This window comes from Collinsella sp. AF15-51 (assembly GCF_003462845.1).
Taxonomy (GTDB): domain Bacteria; phylum Actinomycetota; class Coriobacteriia; order Coriobacteriales; family Coriobacteriaceae; genus Collinsella.
In genome coordinates this window covers 82,869-99,144 of the sequence record NZ_QRYG01000001.1, presented here as the reverse complement: position 1 = coordinate 99,144, position 16,276 = coordinate 82,869, and the positions used below count along the sequence as shown (strand labels likewise).

Here is a 16,276-nt window from a genome sequence, read left to right as displayed (position 1 = left end):
CAATTAGTGGCAACCCAAACAGGTCCACACCCTAGCGTACATCGCGCACCGTATCACCCTCTACGAGCATGCCGGGGATCAGCATGTGCTCCACGCCAGACGCACCCCCCTCGGCGCCGGCAATCTTGTCGACAGCCCACATGCCGACGCGCTTGTTGTCAAAGCGCACCGTGGTCAGGCGACGGTCGGGCACGATGTCGCCCAGACTATCGTCAACACCCACTACGCTCACGTCCTGGGGCACGCGCTTCCCGCGCGACTCGAGCCCGCGAATGCAGCCGTAGGCCATGGCATCGTTGGAAGCATAAATGGCTGTGCAGTTCGGATCGTCCGCAAGCACCTGGCCGGCGGCATATCCGCTCTGTGCCGTCCAATCGCCACGGACGAGTCGCGGCGGCTCAATACCATGCGCGCGCAATGTCTCGCGCCAGCCCTCCTCGCGACGCATGCCCGAAAGCGAGCGCTCGGGGCACGAGATAAAGTGCACGGTCTTGTGCCCCTGCCCCAGCAAGTACTCGACAACTTGGCGCGAGCAATCGAACTGATCGTTATCAACCGTCGAGCACAGCGGGTGCTCCAGCATGGTAACGAGCACCGTCTGCATACCGGGCAGCGGCTCGAAGGTGCCAAAGTCCGCCGGCATGCGATTCATGATCACAACCATGCCATCCACCGGCAGCGCGCTCATGCGCGACGATGCGCTCTCGAGGGTATACGGATGCCCGTCTACTTTAGTGAGGGTGATGGCATAGCCATGTTTGTCGGCCGCGGCGGCAAAGCCCTCCATGCGGTCGAGGTTGCCGGTGCCGGTAATGTTGAACATGGCGACGCCGACGGTCTTAAACTTGCCGCGGCGCAGCGATCGACCGGCAAAATTGGGGCGATACCCCAGCTCGCGCATGGCGGCACGCACGCGCTCCTTGGTCTCGGGGCGCACGCTGGGCGAATCGTGCACCGTACGCGAGACTGTCTGCTCCGAGACGCCCGCGAGACGCGCCACGTCCTTAACGGAAACCGATTTTTTAACAGCGGCCATAGGTCGATCTTTCTATGTCAACGATGCCATTGGTGGCACCCTACGCAGTCAAATGAAACGTCTTTAAGTATATCTAACGCCTCCTCCGCCATACGCTCACCACCCAAAACCTACCGTTCACCGACAATCCCGCTTCCCCGGACGGCTTTTGTCGATCAAATGTTAACGTTGCCATTGTGCAAACACAGAGCCACCGGGCGGCTCAAACGTTTACGCGTAAGGAATCGACGGTTCGCAGGCACAGGAACCACCGATTCGCGTCTTTATTTGTGCCGCAAAATGGCAACGTCAACATTTTGGCAACCGAACGCCAAAAGTTACCATCGTTGCTAACCCACCGACTCTTAGGAGCATTGCATGGAGCAACTCATCGCCATCATCGAAAAGGGCCAGCCCTTTTTCAACGCGATCGCCCGCAACAAGTACCTCAAGGCGATCCGCGACGGCTTTATCTCCGTCATCCCCATCATCATCTTCTCGTCCATCTTCTGCCTGGTAGCCTCGGTCCCCAACATCTGGGGTTTCTACTGGCCCGATGACATCAACAACGCCCTGTGGAAGTGCTACAACTACTCCATGGGCATCCTGGCCATCGCCTGCGCCGCCACCACGGCCAAGCACTTCGCCGACGCTCAGAACCGCGATCTGCCCAAGAACAATCAGATCAACTTTATCTCGTGCATGTGCGCGGCCATCATCGGCTTCTTGCTCCTTTCGAGCGACACCATCGCCACGGACGCCGCCAGCGGCTTCAACACCACCTATCTTGGTTCCAAGGGCCTGCTGACTGCCTTCATCGCTGCGTTTGTGACCGGCATCATCTACAAGTTCTTTATCAAGCGCAACATCACCGTCAAGATGCCCGAGCAGGTTCCGCCCAACATCTCGCAGACCTTTAAGGACATCATCCCCTTCTCCGTCTGCATCACCGTCTTTTGGGTCTTTGACATCGCCTTCCGCGCTGCCTTTGGCTTCTGCTTTGCCCAGGGCGTCATCCAGGTGTTCCAGCCCCTGTTCACCGCTGCCGACGGCTATATCGGTCTCGCTGTGATCTACGGCGCCATGAGCCTGTTCTGGTTCGTCGGCGTCCACGGTCCCTCGATCGTCGAGCCCGCCATCGCCGCCGCCCTCGTTGCCAACATGACCGACAACCTGGCTGCGTTCCAGGCCGGCCAGCACGCTTCCGCTGTCCTGACCCAGGGTGCCCAGTACTTCGTCGTCTGCATGGGCGGCACCGGCGCCACGCTTGTCCTGGTCTTTATGTTCTGCTTCCTGGCCAAGTCCCAGGAGATGCGCGCCGTCGGTAAGGCCGCCATCGTTCCCGTCTGCTTCGCTGTCAACGAGCCGCTGCTGTTCGCCGCGCCCATCGTGCTCAACCCCGTCTTCTTTGTCCCGTTTGTCTTTGCCCCGATCGCCAACATCTGGATCCTCAAGATCTTTATCGACTTCTTGGGCATGAACGGCTTTATGTACACCCTGCCCTGGACCGTCCCCGGCCCCATCGGCACCATCATGGGCCTGGGCTTCCAGCCGCTCGCCTTTGTGATGCTCGCCCTTATCCTGGTTGTCGACTTTGCCCTGTACTACCCGTTCTTCCGTGCCTATGACGCCCAGAAGTGCACCGAGGAGGCCGAGATCTCCCAGGAGGAGCTCGCCGCCAAGAACGCTGAGAAGGCCGCCAAGCTCAACGACGCCTTCCAGGGCAAGGCTGACGCCAAGAGCGTTGCCGCCGGCGCTGCTGCCGAGGCCGTGAAGGCCGACGCCCCCGCCGCTTCCGCAGCGCCCGCCACCGAGGCTGCGACCGCCAGCGACCTCAACGGCAGGCGCGTGCTCGTACTCTGCCAGGGCGGCGGTACCTCGGGCCTGCTCGCCAACGCGCTGGCCAAGGCTGCCAGGGAGCGCGGTATTAACCTCGAGACCGCTGCCGAGGCCTATGGCAACCACGTTGACATGCTCCCCGACTTTGACCTGGTCGTCCTGGCCCCGCAGGCCGCAAGCTACCTGGCCGACCTTCAGAAGGACTGCGAGCGCGTGGGCAACAAGTGCGTCGCCTGCCGTGGCAAGCAGTACATCGAGCTCTCCCAGAACGGCGACAAGTCTCTCGCCTTCGTAAGCGAGCAACTCTCGAAGTAAGTAACGCTCAGGGCCAGCCGACCATCCAAGACCGGCTGGCCCTTCAATTTAGACGATTGGATCATCATGTCCGTTAACCCTGCTAGCGTCACTAACCCGCCTGCGCAGTTTCCCGAGGACTTTGTCTTTGGCGGCGCCACTGCTGCCTACCAGGTAGAGGGCGAGACCCGCACTCACGGTAAGGGCAAGGTTGCCTGGGACGACTTCCTGGAGGCCCAGGGGCGCTTTTCCCCCGATCCCGCTTCGGACTTCTACAACCAGTACCCCGTCGACCTGGAACTGTGCGAGGAGTTTGGCATCAACGGCATCCGCCTCTCCATCGCCTGGAGCCGCATCTTCCCCAACGGCACCGGCGAGATCAACCCCGAGGGCGTCCAGTTCTACCACGACCTCTTCGCCGAATGCCATAAGCACCATGTTGAGCCGTTCGTCACGCTGCATCACTTTGACACGCCGCTGCCCCTCTTTGAGAAGGGCGACTTCCTCAACCGCGAGACCATCGACGCATTTGTGGACTTTGCCACCTTCTGCTTTAAGGAGTACGCCGACCAGGTGACCTACTGGTTCACCTTTAACGAGATCTGGGCGAACGCCTCCAACACCTACATCGAGGGCACCTTCCCCGGTGGCGTCAAGGCGCATCTTGCCGAGGCCTTCCAGTGCGAGCACAACATGATGCTCGCCCACGCCAAGGCCGTACTGGCCTTCCACAACGGCGGCTTTAAGGGCAAGATCGGCGTCATCCAGTCGTTGGAGTTTAAGTATCCGCTCAACGAGAACGACCCCGCCGACATCAAAGCCGCCAATAACGAGCACGTGCTGCAGAACCAGTTCTTGCTCGACGCCACCTTCCGCGGCGACTATGCTCCCGACACCCTCGAGTGCGCCAACCGCCTGGCTGCCGTCTCGGGCGGCACCATCGAGATCCCGGACGAGGATCTGAAAATCATGCGCGAGGCCGCGCTCTACAACGACTACTTGGGCGTTAACAACTACCAGTGTCGCTTCCTTAAGGCTTACGATGGCGAGAACGACCTGCACCACAACGGTACGGGCGAGAAGGGCACCGGCCGCTGGCGCGTTAAGGGTATTGGCGAGCACGTAAACAAGCCCGGCATCCCCACCACCGACTGGGACTGGATCATCTATCCCGAGGGCCTGTTCGACCTGCTCGTCTACATTAAGCAGCGCTACCCCAACTACAAGCAGATTTTCATCACCGAGAACGGCATGGGCTACAAGGACCCCTGCAAGGACGGTTTTGTGGACGACCAGCCGCGCATCGACTACATCGAGCAGCACCTGCGCTGGCTGCTCAAGGCCATGGAGGTGGGTGTCAACGTGGGCGGTTACTTCCTGTGGAGCCTGCAGGATCAGTTCTCCTGGACCAATGGCTACAACAAGCGTTATGGCTTCTTCTACGTTGACTTTGAAACCCAGAAGCGCACGCCCAAGGCAAGCGCCTACTGGTATAAGCACGTAGCGCAGACCCGTCGTCTGGACTAGCGGCTTGCGACCAGCGGAATTGCCCCGCTCACATAACCTGTCCCCATTTCTCAGCCGGGGGCGGCACGTCACACGACGCGCCGCCCCCGGCCTTTTTTGGGCAGACCGTACCGCACGTTTGTCTCAATCTGTAACATCTAGCTGAGTTTTTCGCTCCAAGCTGTTACAGATCGAGACAAACAGAACGCCCGAGCAGAGATATCTCAATCTGTAACATCTAGCTGAGATTTTCGGCCCTACCTGTTACAGGTTGAGATGAACGAGCCGAGCACGCCTACGCCCGCAAATCCCGCACGCTCGCACGCTCGACCAACACGCCCGAGACAAGCGTACGACTTCTGGAGCTCGGGGCTTCCAAACCCGCAACGACCTCGTTAAGCGCACGGATGCCCAGCTCGCGGTGGCGAAACTTCACCGACGTCAGAATCGAGTTGGGAATCGTCTTGTAGAGCTCATCGTCGAAGCCGATCACGGACACGTCGTCGGGCACACTGAGCCCTTTGTCACGTAGAGCCATCATCACACCGTTTGCCATGCAGTCGTTAGCAGCGAGGATCGCCGTGCAATCGGGTTTATCGGCAAGCACAAGGCCCGCGGCATAGCCACTATCCGCATTCCAATCGCCTTGCAGAGGCTCGGACGGCTCAATGCCACGTGCCTCGAGTGCCGCACGCCAACCTTTCATACGGCACTGGCTCGACAGCGACTCTTTCTTACCCGAAACGAAGTACACGTTCTTGTGACCGTGGTCCAAAAAGTACTCGCACGCCATACGCGCGCCGCCCTCTTGGTCGTCACTGACGGTAGAGCAGGTAGGATGTTCCATCGGTGTGATAATCACCGTCTTGAGGTCTTTCGGCGCCTCAAAGGTATCAAAGTCATCGACCATCTGGCGCAGATTGAAGATCATGCCATCAACAGGCAGCTGCGACATCCTGCGCGCTGCGTCGGCAAGGGTCATCTTCTCCCCTGCCCGCTTTTTGATCATCGTGAGCGCAAAGCCGCGTTCTTCGGCGGCATCGGCGATACCGTCAATCATGTCCACGGCGCCGCCCGACAAGTGAAACATCACCACGCCGATGCACCCGTAACGGCCCAACTTGAGCGAACGCGCGGCAAAGTTGGTTCGAAACCCGAGCGCCTCCATTGCGGAATGGACTTTATCGCGTGTCGACTCTCGCACGCTATCGGGCTCGTTGATCACACGCGACACCGTCTTGAGAGAAACACCTGCGGCAATCGCCACATCGTTCATCGAGACGTTTTTCTTGTCCATCGTTGCCACTGCTTCTCCAGTCGGTTTTGCATCGCTTGTTTTTTGTGTTCTAGCATACACTACCTGCCCGACTGACAAATCAGCCGTTTATCGGACAATATCGACCGTTCACCCGTAAATCCTTGTTGCTCTTCCAAAAATGTCTTACGTTGTCATTAACGAAATGACAACGTTGTCATTTGGCAATGCCTTCCTTAAGCAGGAAGGTTTCCGGGCAGTCCTGACCATCCATCGACGACCAGTTCCATCCACATGCGTCGCGCATTAAGTAGCAAAGGAGCTCTATGGACGCCATCGTAAAGATGCTCGAAAAGCATCAACCGTTCTTTGAGAAGATCTCGAGGAACGTCTACCTCCAGGCCATTAAGGACGGATTCCTTGGGTGCATGCCCATCGTCCTCACCTCTTCGATCTTCCTGCTGATCGCCACCCTTCCCGGCGTAGTCGGCATCACGCTGCCCCAGCCGCTTATCGACTGGTGCAACAAGCTGTACAACTTCACCATGGGCGTTATGGGCATCATGGTTGCTGGCACCACTGCCAAGAACTTCACGGCTTCCATGAACCGTCGCATGCCCGCCGGCAAAGTGCTCAACGACGGTTCCACCATGGTGGCCGCCCAGTGCAGCATGCTGCTGCTCGCCGTTACGCAGTTCACCACCAAGTTCAACGGCTCCGAACTTTCGGTCTTCGATTGCACCAGCATGGGCACGCGCGGTCTGTTCTCGGCCTATATCGCCGCGTTCATCACCGTGTGGGTCTACAAATTCTGCGTCTCGCGCGATCTGACCATTAAGCTGCCCAAGGAGGTCCCGGGCGCCATCGCTCAGAACTTCCGCGACATTATCCCCTTTGGCGGCGCCGTCATCATCTGCGGCATCATCGATGTCGTCGTGCGCAACCTCATGGGCGTTCCGTTCTCCGAGCTGCTTATCAAACTGCTCTCCCCGCTCTTTACCGCTGCAGAAACCTATCCTGGCCTTATCCTTATCCAGGCAGCCACCGCGTTCTTCTGGTTCATCGGCGTCCACGGCCCCTCGATCGTCCAGCCGGGCATCGACCCCATCCGTCTTGCCAACCAGGCCGAGAACCTGCAGGTTCTGCTGGCAGGCGGCCACCCCGCCCACTCCCTCACCTTTAACATGTCGCTCGTGGGTGAGTTCGGCAGCACCGGCGCCACGTTCATCGTGCCGCTTCTGCTGATTCTCTTCATGAAGTCCAAGCAGCTCAAAGCCGTCGGTAAGGCCTCGATTGTCCCTGTTGCCTTCGCCGTCAACGAACCGCTGCTCTTTGGCGCGCCGATGATCCTTAACCCCTACATGCTCATCCCCTTTGTTGCCGCCGGCTGCGTCAACGTGAGTGTTGCCAAGTTCTTTATCGACAATGTGGGTATGAACGGCTTCTCCTTCGTGGTGCCTTGGGCTACCCCTGCCCCCATCGGCATCTTCATCACCACGAACTTCCAGCTTATCGCCCTGGTATTTGTCGCGATCATCATCTTGCTGGACGCCATCATCTACCTGCCGTTCTTGAAGGCATACGATAAGCTGCTCTGCGACCAGGAGGCCGAGCGCGCCGCCGAGCTGGGACTCGAGTCCGATGGTGCCGCTTCCGTCGCCGCCAACGCCTCTACGCCCGCTGTCGAGCAGGCCACCGCTTCCGTCGAGACGACCGTTGCCGCCGCCGACAGCAAGCCTGTCGCCGATCAGCCCGAGCCCGCTGCCGATGCATCCGCCAAGAAGGATGTCGATGGCCTGAAGGTCCTCGTCCTGTGCGCCGGCGCCGACACCTCTGCCATGCTTGCCAACGCCATCAAGGAAGGTGCCGCACAGACCGGAGAGAACATCGCTTCCTCCGCAGGCGCCTATGGCCAGCACACTGCCATCATGGATCAGTACGACGTCATCGTGCTCGCTCCGCAGGTTCGTAGCTACTACAACGACATGAAGGCCGACACCGATCGTCTGGGCATTAAGCTGCTCGCCCCGCGCGGTAAGGAATATATCGACCTTACTCGCGACCCCGCTGGCGCCATCAAGTGGCTCCGCGAGAACCTCGACTAGTTCCTCCCTCTGTTGGTGCCCGGATCCCCAGTTCGGGCACCTCTCCCTATTCGTATCCCACAGAAAGGATGACTCATGACCAACCCCATGCAGTTCCCCGACGGCTTTGTGTTTGGCGGCGCCACCGCCGCTTACCAGGTTGAGGGTGAGACCCGCACGCACGGCAAGGGCAAAGTGCCCTGGGACGATTTCCTGGCTGCTCAGGGTCGCTTCTCCCCCGACCCCGCAAGCGACTTCTACAACAAATATCCGGTCGATATCGACTTGTGCCAGCGCTTCGGCATTAACGGCATTCGCGTCTCCATCGCTTGGAGCCGCATCTTCCCCAGTGGCACCGGCGAGATTAACCCCGAGGGTGTCGCTTTCTATCACGAGCTTTTCGCCACCTGCAACAAAGCTGGCGTTATCCCCTATGTCACGCTCGATCACTTCGATACGCCCGAGGCCTTTTACCAGAACGGCGGCGAGGGTTTCCTGACGCGCACGACCATCGACGCCTTCGTCGAGTACGCCAAGTTCTGCTTTGCCGAGTTCACCGAGGTCAAGCACTGGTTTACCTTTAACGAGATTCCCGCAACCGCCGAGGGCAGCTTTATCGTCGGCAACTGGCCGCACGGCGAGAAGTACCGCCTGGACAAGGCCTTCCAGCTCATGCACAACATGATGGTGGCCCACGCCAAGGCTGTCGTCGCCTTCCATGAGGGCGGCTTTGAGGGCGAGATCGGCATTGTCCAGAACCTGGAGCCCAAGTATCCCCTCGATCCCAACAGCGCTGCCGACTGCGAGGCGGCTCGTATGGCCGACGTCATCAACAACCGCTGGGTACTCGACGCCACCTTCCGCGGCCACTATGCAGCCGACACCATGGAGGCCGCGACCAAGCTGGCCCATATCGCCGGCGGCGAGCTCGACGTCCGCGACGAGGACATCGCCGCGCTGACCGCCGCGCTCCCCTACAACGATTGCCTGGGCGTCAACACCTACAAGTGCCAGTTCCTGCGTGCCGCCGAGGGCGAAAACGACATCAACCACAATGGCACCGGCGACAAGGGCTCCTCGCGCTGGTTCCTCAAGGGCGTGGGCGAGTCATGCGTGCGCGAAGGCGTACCCACCACCGATTGGGACTGGATCATCTATCCCGAGGGCCTCTACGACCTGCTGCTCCGCATTAAGAACGATTACCCCAACTACAAGAAGATCTACATCACCGAGAACGGCATGGGCTATAAGGACGACTTCGAGGACGGCTTTATCGACGACGCCCCTCGCATCGACTACATGCGCCAGCATCTCGCATGGATCCTCAAGGCAATCGACGGCGGCGTAAACGTCGACGGTTACTTTGTGTGGTCGCTGCAGGACCAGTTCTCCTGGACCAACGGCTACAACAAGCGCTACGGCCTGTTCTACATCGACTTCGAGACCCAGAAGCGCTATCCCAAGGCGAGCGCGTACTGGTACAAGAACGTCGCGGAGACCGGCCTGCTCATGGCCTAATTCAAGCCGCATACCCCCTGTCGGCCGCATGCGAATCCCTCCACGGGTTCGCATGCGGCTTTTTTGTTTTGGCTCGACCCGAGCAGGCCGTTTGTCTCGATTTGTAACATCTAGCAGGGATTTTCGGCCCCAATTGTTACAGATTGAGATGAACGGGGGCACCCGGTTCGAAATATCTAGATCTGTAATACCTAAGCTAGCAGATGACCTGCGTGTGTTCCTCGATGGCGGCGCGATTCTCGGCGGCGATGCCCGGCTCGCACACCACGGCGTCCAAGCTGTCCAGGCGGCAGAAGGTGTAGAAGTCGCGCTTGCCGATCTTGCTTGAATCGGCGATCAAGTAGCGCGAGTCTGCCTTGCTAAAGGCGAGCTGCTGGATACGGCCCTCGTCCATATTGGACGTAGACACATCGCCATCCAGAATGCCGTTGGCGCCGATAAACGCCGCGTCGATGCCCAACGCACGCAGGGTATCCTCGGCCGTTGGTCCCACAAAAGCGGCGGTGCGGCGACGGTACATGCCGCCCACGAGGCACAGGTCGCAGTCTTCGCGCGCCTCAAGCAAGTTAAACACCGAAAGCGAATTGGTCACGATGCGCAGGCGAAACGCCGGCAGCATCGAGGCCATCTGCTCAACCGTGGTGCCCGTACCCAAAAAGATGGTCGAGCCCTCCTCGATGAGCTCAACGGCGCGGCGCGCGATCTGCAGCTTTTCCTCGGCATGCTTGGTACGCTTTTCGCTGTGCGAATACTCGTGGCGCAACATAGCATGTGGACGGCCCTGCGCGCTACGGGCTCCACCGTGCACGCGCTCAATCTCACCTAGGCTCGCAAGCTCCTCAAGATCGCGGCGGATCGTCATATCCGAGACGCCCAGTGCGTCCGAGATCTCCTTGACCGAGACCGTGCCCTGTTCCTCGAGCAGCTGACGAACCTTATCCTGTCGCTCCGCCTTAATCACGATGAATCCTCGCCGTTCTTTGCGCACATATCATTCAAACAGTAACGAACAAATTGTATCAGACTCGTGCGCGTCAAAAATCAACGCCAGCACAGCTCCAATCATCACTTTTTTGAGAAAAATACCCCCTGCTTTAGTGGGGTGTAGTGATAATCTCACCTGTTCGCGCTACAGTTTGTCGGAAATACCTCGATGTTAGGAACCAAATGATCACTTCCGAGCTTTTCGGCACCGCGCCGTGCGGTACCCCCGTTCATCGTTACACCCTCAACGGGCCCGAGATCTGCGTTCGCATTATGGACTATGGCGCCACCGTGCTGGGTATCGATGTGCCCGACATTCCCGGCAACGTGCGCGATGTGGTGCTGGGCTTCGATAAGCTCGAGGATTACTTTGACAACCCCGCCTGCTTTGGCGCGACCATCGGCCCCGTGGCAAACCGCACCGCGGGCGCCACGATCACCATCGACGGCACGGACTGGCATATGCCGGCCAACGAAGGCGTCAACAACCTGCACAGCGATCTTGAGCATGGTCTGCACAAGCGCGTATGGGACGTTGAGCTCGACGAGACTCACAACGCCGTGCGCATGACCACCTCGCTTAAGGATGGCGAGCTGGGCCTGCCCGGCAACCGAATCTTTACGGCTGTGTTTACCGTTACGCGCACCGGAGTCTTCCGCATCGAGTATGGTTGCGAGAGCGACCGCGCCACCTACGTGTCCATGACCAACCACACGTACTTTAACCTTGCCGGCCATAACGCCGGCATGGACTGTGAGCACTTCTTTATCGCCAACGCTGCCCACTACTTGCCCATTAACGAGCAGAACATCCCCACCGGCGAAATCGCTCCGGTCGAGGGAACACCGTTTGACTTTCGCGAGCTGCGCCCCGTCGCACCCGGCATGGAGGCCGACGACCCGCAGATTAAGCAGGCCCGTGGCTACGATCACTGCCTGTGCATCGATGGCTATCAGTACGGCCGCAACCTGCGTCGCGCCCTACATGTCGAGGAGATGTGGACCGGTCGTGAGCTGGACTACTACACCACCGCCCCGGGCGTGCAACTCTACACCGGCAACTGGCTGGGCGACGAGCACGCCAAGGACGATGCCAACTATGGCTGGGGCGCCGGCTTTGCCCTCGAGGCCGAGATGTACCCCGACACGCCGCACCAGCCGCTGTTCCCGCAGGGCATTGTGGGTCCGGGTCACCCCTACAGCAATATGATCGAATACCACTTTATGAGGCACTAGGCCCACAACGCGACATCTCGCACAGCAACGCCCGCCGGCACCACCGCCGACGGGCGCTGCTTCATGCCTAAATCCTTCTTTTCGATGCCACCGAATTGGTGACATAACAAAACTATGCCGAATTACTACGATGAACCCACTATGTCCGACCACGCGCTGGTTTATAAAAAATTAGCAACTCGTCTACCTGCGGTTTTATTCTCTGCAAATTTGGCATGCTCGGCGATAAGCAATTCATCGTAGTAAACCGGCATAGTTTTGGCGGACAGCGCCACACAGATCCCCTACGAAGGCAAAATGATCCGTTTTCCTCCGTCCCCAAGGGATCAGTTGAACAGATTGCCGATGGGGTCGGGGGCGGAACTGGGGAGATAGCGGATTTCTAGTTCTATGCCGAGCTTTTGCAGCTCTCTGAGAACAGCGACGTCTGTGTCGTCTACGGCAACTGCGGGCGTTGCGGGACGCTTGCCCTCCCCTGCCTGCATATGACCAATGCTGATCTTGGTGATCGGCACACCGCCCTTAACCAGCGCGAGCGCATCGGAGGGTGAGGCCACCATGATCAGAATCAATTGGCGAGGCGTTGCGGTATGAATGACGTCGATGGTCCTTTGCACCGAGAAAAACCGCGTCCAAACGCCTTCTGGCGCCGCCACCCTCATGGGTGCCCATTGGCGCGAATCTGCCGCGATCTCATCGTTGACGATTAGGACAAGGTTGGAACCCACGGCTTCGTTCCACAGCTCAACGTCTTGTCCGTAAATGAAACGGTCGTCGATGCGTGCGAGAAGAATCTTGGGTTGAGTCATCGCTGCCCCATTCTGTTTGAGACCCGTAAGAGCAAGACATCGCGTCTCCAATATTAGTGCATTTAAAGTGAGAAAAGCCGTCAGAACACTTGCGCGGATTTGCGATGTCCCGTATCATAGACAGCCGTTGACGCCTCAGTTGCGCCATCACATGGCCGCCAGCGTAGCTCAGTTGGTAGAGCACCGCTCTCGTAAAGCGGGGGTCACCGGTTCGAGCCCGGTCGCTGGCTCCATTGCACAAGATAGCCGCCTTCGGGCGGCTTTTTTGTTGCTGATTTCGGGCGCGCTTCCGCCAATCCAAGCACAACGCCGCCGGAAACTCTCCTACTCAACAAAAGCCCCGCCAACCGCAATCCCCAAAGGAACCGCGTTCAGCGGGGCCCAAGCGAGCTCCCCCAAGGGATAACGCTCGCAACACGAACAGCTCAGCCGAGCAGCGCGCTACTCCTCCCAGTAAGCATCTGCAAGCAGCTTAAAGCAAATCTTCTTGACCGGCTGCGCGCCATCGCCCTGGAACTCGAGCGTGGGCATGTGAGGCTCGCCGGCAACAAACAGCGCAAACTTGTCGTCAGCAAGATCGCCGGCGATCGAGGCGTCGGAATCGACCAGATCGTAGTCGTCCTTCTCGTCAAACTCCTGAACCAGCGTCAGGCTGCCCGTGGCAACCTTAAAGGCCTCGCGACCCTCGACGTCGATCTGCAGGTCGTGATAGCGCTGATGCGTCTCATAGTGAGCCTCGGCTTCGGGACGCGTCGTGGGAGCCATGACGTTCGCAAAGACCTTGTCGCCCAGAATCGGATGGCTGCCGACCTCGAGCTTCGCCGGATCGTTCTCCTCGAGCCAGTCGATCAGCACGTCGAGGCCCTTGAGCATTCCACGGTACTCCTCGATATCGCCCAATGCACCGTAAATCATCTAAATCCCCTCTCGGATCGTTTCTTTGGCGGCTACTCGGCAAACGCATTACCGACGCTGTTGCCACCCACATGTGTCTCGACCAGGGTAAGGTCGGGATTGAACACGACAGTGTCGGCGTCGCGCCCCGGCATAATGCTACTGCACTTGTCGTCGACATGAGCTGGCAACCGATGCCGGGGCCGCAGCACAAGCTCCTACAGCTCGGTCACGACAACGCCGTTGTAAACCTCGTCCCAACGATCCATAACCAAGTGGCCAGTCATGGGATCCATGGCATTGAGTTTGCCGCAGGTGTTGGCGGTACGCAGCACCGTCTCGTCGTCGGCTCCGGCAGCAATCGCATGTGCGAAGCCGGCAATGGTCGAATCGCCAGAGCCCGTAGCGTTAACGGCGGGGATATCGGGGGTCTTGGCGCGGAACGCACGGCCGTTATGGAAACCAACGGAGCCGGCAGCGCCCATAGATACGACGACCCAGGGGATATCGGAGAAGCGGGCGTCAGAGGCGAGCGCGGAACGGAGCTCGTCCACATCGTCGGTGGTAAAGCTCGTGCCCAGAAGGCCGTTAATTTCGGTCAGGTTAGGCTTGACCAGCTCGGGCTTGACCTCAGACTTGAGCGCAGCCTCGAGCGAAGCACCCGAGGTATCGAGCAACACCTTGGCGCCGGCGTTCTCGGCAATGCCCGTGATCTTGGCATAGTAGTCCGCCTCGACACCGCGGGGCAGCGAACCCGAAATGGTAACGACAGCGGCCTTGCTCGCAAGCTCGGTAAACTTGGCGGTAAAGGCATCGAGCTCCTCGGGGGCAATTGTCGGGCCGCTCTCGAGCAGCTCGGTCTGGTTGCCGGCATGAAGGATATTGAGGCAGATGCGGGTCTCGCCCTTGATGGGCACAAAGTCGTTGTTAATACCGTTGGCGTCCATGAGCTCGGCCATGTAGGCGCCCATGTGGCCGCCGAGCAGACCGGTTGCCACAACGTCGTCGCCCAGCTGGCCCAACACACGGGCCACGTTGAGGCCCTTGCCGCCGGCGGTCTTTTCGGGCGTCACACGGTTAACGTCGTCGATAATGAGCTCATCGAGCTGATAGCGCGTATCGACAGACGGGTTCATCGTAACGGTGAGGATCATTTTTAGCTCCTTATCTCGCAGGCTCCTTGTGCCTCGCGATACGAGTCGACAAAACGGAATTACAGAATCTCAATCGTGAACGAGCGAACGATGGTCTCCTTGGGCTTGGCGACAAGGCAGCCGCGCTTATGCTCAAGTACGTCGTCCTCATCGGAGCAGGTCGAGAGGCCGCCCCAGGGTTCAACTGCCACAAAATCGCCCTCGGGCTTACTCCACACAATGAGGTACGGAAAGCCCTCAAAGCTCAGGCGGACGCCCTTGTCCTCCCCCTTCTTGGAAAGCGTGACCTGACGACTCTCGAGTACGTCAAAGATGGTCTCCGCAAAATCGAAGAGCTCGTGCGACAGGGGCAGCGTCTTTCCCACCATGGGGTTCTTGGAGCGCCTGTCCACATCAATCAAGCCAGTCGAAGGAACGGCGGTGCAGAGCTCCGCAGCCTCATCCTTCTCAAAGCGCAACTCGTAGTCCGTATAGGCCTCGCCCTCATCGAGCGGGCACCTAAAGCCGGGATGCCCACCGATAAAGAACGGCATGTCCTCGGTTCCCTCGTTGGTCACCTCATAGGAGACTCGCACGGCGCTGTCCTCGAGCGTATAACGGGCGACGAGCCTAAACGGATACGGATAATCGCTCAGCAGCGCGGCGTTATCCTCCGAAGCCAGGCACATAGCCAACTCGTTCTCACCTTGGCTCAGCAGCTTCCACTCCTGCTTGCGCGCAAAGCCGTGGCGAGCGAGCTTTACATGATGCCCGGCAAACGTCATGGCGCTGTTGTCGCGCAAGCCTCCGCAAATCGGGAAGCAAATCGGCGCCTGGCCGGACCACACGGTGGGATCACCCTGCCACAGATACTCGCGACCGTCGGCCTCAATCGAGGTAAACGAGCCGCCGGCCGTAGACACCTTAATAGAAATCGAATCGTTGGAGAGAGCGTATTCCATTGCCCATCCTTTCGAACAACTGCTTTTTGCTCGCAAGTACCCGTCTCGGCCCTGACCAAAGGACAAACCCGCACGCTCATCGATGTGTCCGGTATCCCAGCCATGCAACGGGGTACCATATAGACATTGATGCAATTACAGCTGAAAGGCGTTCTTATGCGAACCATCATCCTCTATGCCTCACGCCACCACGGCAATACGAAAAAGCTCGTGGACGCCATCGTTGAGGCGCACCCCGAAATCGATACCCTCGACGTCAAGGCGCTCGGTAAAAACGAGTACCCCGACCTGCACGAATACCATCTGATCGGCGTCGCCACGGGCATTTATTACTCCGAGATCGACAAAGATATGGCGCGCGTGCTCACTAACGTGCTGCAGCCGCAGGACAAGGTGTTTGGCCTTATGACCTACGGTGGCAAAAACAAGTGGTACGGCAAGGATATCGATGGCATCTGCCGCATGAGGCAGGCCATCTTTATGGGTGTCTACGGCTGCCCCGGCTTTGATACGTGGGGGCCGTTCAAACTCACCGGCGGTGTCCAAAAGGGACACCCGACCGCTGAGGAAATTAAGGGCGCCGTCGACTTCTTCGACAAGATCGAAGACGAGTATGGCGACATCATCGTCGAAGAGTACGCCAAGCGCGAGAAGCGTCTAGCCTACGAAAAGGAGCATCCTGCGGGAGGTCTTGTGGCCGGCGTTAAGCGCACGGCAAAGAAGATCGCTAACAAGCTGTAACTGTTA

Annotated in this window: 13 protein-coding genes and 1 tRNA gene; 7 read left to right on the top strand and 7 right to left on the bottom strand. The window is 59.0% G+C overall.

Annotation, left to right across the window (positions count from 1 at the left end):
• Positions 1-31: 31 nt before the first annotated feature.
• Positions 32-1,036 (bottom strand): LacI family DNA-binding transcriptional regulator, encoded by a 1,005-nt coding sequence (locus DWW51_RS00480; protein ID WP_117772931.1) that lies wholly within the window; start codon positions 1,034-1,036, stop codon positions 32-34.
• A 357-nt stretch (positions 1,037-1,393) separates the two neighbouring features.
• On the opposite strand from DWW51_RS00480, the gene DWW51_RS00475 reads away from it, so the two are divergent.
• Both DWW51_RS00475 and lacG (DWW51_RS00470) read left to right on the top strand, forming a co-directional pair.
• Positions 1,394-3,169 (top strand): PTS lactose transporter subunit IIBC, encoded by a 1,776-nt coding sequence (locus tag DWW51_RS00475; RefSeq protein ID WP_117772929.1) that lies wholly within the window; start codon positions 1,394-1,396, stop codon positions 3,167-3,169.
• Positions 3,170-3,235: 66 nt separating this feature from the next.
• Positions 3,236-4,675 (top strand): 6-phospho-beta-galactosidase, encoded by a 1,440-nt coding sequence (lacG, locus tag DWW51_RS00470; protein WP_117772926.1) that lies wholly within the window; start codon positions 3,236-3,238, stop codon positions 4,673-4,675.
• A gap of 274 nt (positions 4,676-4,949) precedes the next feature.
• Here the strand turns inward: lacG (DWW51_RS00470) and DWW51_RS00465 are convergent, their stop codons facing one another.
• A complete protein-coding gene (locus DWW51_RS00465; protein ID WP_147344011.1) occupies positions 4,950-5,951 on the bottom strand; it encodes a LacI family DNA-binding transcriptional regulator in 1,002 nt (333 codons plus the stop codon).
• Between the two features lie 284 nt (positions 5,952-6,235).
• Here DWW51_RS00465 and DWW51_RS00460 point away from each other — a divergent pair, with 284 nt between their 5' ends.
• Positions 6,236-8,014, top strand: a complete 1,779-nt coding sequence (locus DWW51_RS00460; RefSeq protein ID WP_117772922.1) for a PTS lactose transporter subunit IIBC — start codon at positions 6,236-6,238, stop codon at positions 8,012-8,014.
• Positions 8,015-8,089: 75 nt separating this feature from the next.
• Entirely contained in the window at positions 8,090-9,511 is a 1,422-nt protein-coding gene (gene lacG, locus DWW51_RS00455; RefSeq protein ID WP_197032106.1) for a 6-phospho-beta-galactosidase, read from the top strand.
• Between the two features lie 196 nt (positions 9,512-9,707).
• Here the strand turns inward: lacG (DWW51_RS00455) and DWW51_RS00450 are convergent, their stop codons facing one another.
• On the bottom strand, positions 9,708-10,472 hold the full coding sequence (locus tag DWW51_RS00450) for a DeoR/GlpR family DNA-binding transcription regulator (RefSeq protein WP_055251192.1): 765 nt from the start codon (positions 10,470-10,472) through the stop codon (positions 9,708-9,710).
• Positions 10,473-10,678: 206 nt separating this feature from the next.
• Between DWW51_RS00450 and DWW51_RS00445 the strand changes: the two genes are divergently transcribed.
• A complete protein-coding gene (locus tag DWW51_RS00445) occupies positions 10,679-11,731 on the top strand; it encodes an aldose epimerase family protein (protein WP_117772920.1) in 1,053 nt (350 codons plus the stop codon).
• A gap of 326 nt (positions 11,732-12,057) precedes the next feature.
• Here the strand turns inward: DWW51_RS00445 and DWW51_RS00440 are convergent, their stop codons facing one another.
• Positions 12,058-12,540, bottom strand: coding sequence for a PTS sugar transporter subunit IIB (locus DWW51_RS00440; RefSeq protein ID WP_117772918.1), 483 nt, complete (start codon positions 12,538-12,540; stop codon positions 12,058-12,060).
• Positions 12,541-12,697: 157 nt separating this feature from the next.
• Here DWW51_RS00440 and DWW51_RS00435 point away from each other — a divergent pair.
• Positions 12,698-12,773, top strand: a tRNA-Thr gene (locus DWW51_RS00435).
• A gap of 208 nt (positions 12,774-12,981) precedes the next feature.
• Here DWW51_RS00435 and DWW51_RS00430 read toward each other — a convergent pair.
• From DWW51_RS00430 to DWW51_RS00415, 3 genes are all read right to left on the bottom strand, one after another.
• Positions 12,982-13,455: a YhcH/YjgK/YiaL family protein gene (locus DWW51_RS00430; RefSeq protein ID WP_117772916.1), complete on the bottom strand. Its 474-nt coding sequence runs from the start codon at positions 13,453-13,455 to the stop codon at positions 12,982-12,984.
• A gap of 197 nt (positions 13,456-13,652) precedes the next feature.
• On the bottom strand, positions 13,653-14,588 hold the full coding sequence (locus tag DWW51_RS00420; RefSeq protein ID WP_117772914.1) for a hexose kinase: 936 nt from the start codon (positions 14,586-14,588) through the stop codon (positions 13,653-13,655).
• A 59-nt stretch (positions 14,589-14,647) separates the two neighbouring features.
• Complete coding sequence (locus tag DWW51_RS00415) at positions 14,648-15,529, bottom strand: aldose 1-epimerase family protein (protein WP_117772912.1); 882 nt, start codon at positions 15,527-15,529, stop codon at positions 14,648-14,650.
• Between the two features lie 156 nt (positions 15,530-15,685).
• Here DWW51_RS00415 and DWW51_RS00410 point away from each other — a divergent pair, with 156 nt between their 5' ends.
• Entirely contained in the window at positions 15,686-16,270 is a 585-nt protein-coding gene (locus tag DWW51_RS00410) for a flavodoxin domain-containing protein (RefSeq protein ID WP_117772910.1), read from the top strand.
• Positions 16,271-16,276: the final 6 nt, after the last annotated feature.